This is a genomic window from Streptomyces sp. MK37H (genome assembly GCF_018035285.1).
GTDB lineage: Bacteria > Actinomycetota > Actinomycetes > Streptomycetales > Streptomycetaceae > Streptomyces > Streptomyces endocoffeicus.
The window spans coordinates 1-1,412 of the sequence record NZ_JAAAYH010000846.1; the positions used below are offsets into that span (position 1 = coordinate 1).

The following is a 1,412-nucleotide window of genomic DNA, read 5'->3' on the forward strand; positions in this document are numbered from 1 at the left end:
CACCTCGAAGAGCTCGTCCAACAGCTCGTCTGCCTGGGAGACGGTGAACGCACGGTCGAGCCAGTGCCGCAGGGTGTCGCGGTAGGTGCATTCGCTGATGCGGCGGCGTGTCTCGGACCGGACGGCGATCCCCCGATGTTCGAGGATGCGCAGGACTCCCTCGGCAAGCCCTGCCGCCTCCCCGTGGGCCTGGCCCTTGAGGAAGGTCTGCTCGATGAGGGTTCCCCGGCCGGGGAAGTAGCTACCTACTACGGCCATGGTGTCGTCAGCCGTCCTCGGTGAAGAGCTCATCGGCAGTGGAGACGGTGAAGGCGCGGTCGAACCAGCGGTCCAGAGTGCCGAGGTCGGCGCAGTGGGTGATGCGGTCGCGCGTTGCGGCCAGGGTGGGGATCCCTCGCTTCTCCAGGACGCCCAATACCCCCTGCGCTCGGCCCCGGGCTTCGCCCTCTGCCGCCCCCTCTGCTTTCCCCTCTGCCTTGCCCTCTGCCTTCCCCTTCAGGAAGGTCTCCTCGATCAGGGTGCCGCGGCCGGGGAAGTAGGTGCCCACACTCATCTCGTTCCTCCAGATGCTTTGCGCTGGGGTGCCCCCCAGGCCGATGTCCAGCAATTCCGTGTAGTAGCGGACAGAGTCCGGGTCGCCCGTTCCCATGGCGCGAGCCAGGGCCTTCAGTATGGCCGGGGCATCCTGGTGGCTGCCATGTGTCAGGGCCGAGAAGGTCGCCAGGGTCAGGTCTTGGGCGGCCTCCTCGGGGTCGAGGATCAGCGGAACGTTCCCGGGGCCCAGGACCAGTGGGTGTACGGACAGCGCCGTCCAGTCGTCCACGCCAACCCGGAAGGGGCCGGTCGCCCACCCGGCGGTTGCCTTGTCCTGGCAGACCACGAGCAGCAGAGCCGGTTTCTTGTATTTCGCCGCCAGATACGAGACGTAGTACGCCCAGTTGACTGCCTTGTCGGGGTCGCAGCGCCCTTGGGCCTCGATCGCCAGGAGGAAGTCGTCGCCGTCGAACGGCTTGACGCGCAGCACGCTGTCCACGCGACGTTCCAGCGGCCGTATCTCGGTGGCGTCCGGGGTGAGTACTTCAACCGCCGCCTTCTCGGGCGGCGACAGATCCAGGATGCGGAACACCGGAGTGAGTAACTCCGGGCGTTCTTGAAAGATGCGATGTGCGGCCTCGTGCCGCGAACTGACCATGGGTGTGAACGTAGGGTCATCGGAGCATGTGCCTGGGGCAAATGACCGGTGATCACCCGATTGAGGGAAAGGCTCGTGTGGGGTCAGGCCGCGATCTCGTAGGCGTTTTGCTGGGGGGTGAGCTCGAACCAGAGCAGCTTGCCGCTGATGCCGAAGAGGTCGTCGGCGAGGGGGTAGCCGCCCCAGTTGTCGGCGCACAGCCGGACGATGAGGAGGCCAC

1 protein-coding gene and 1 pseudogene are annotated in these 1,412 nt (G+C 66.5%); both read right to left on the reverse strand.

Translation table 11 applies throughout. The annotated features are described in order from the left end of the window. A pseudogene (locus GWI24_RS44350) lies at positions 1-258 on the reverse strand (hypothetical protein); the annotation flags it as partial. Between the two features lie 7 nt (positions 259-265). Next, positions 266-1,192 carry a hypothetical protein gene (locus GWI24_RS44355; RefSeq protein ID WP_210951659.1) on the reverse strand — a complete coding sequence of 309 codons (927 nt, stop codon included), beginning with the start codon at positions 1,190-1,192 and terminating at the stop codon, positions 266-268. Between the last annotated feature and the right edge of the window lie 220 nt (positions 1,193-1,412).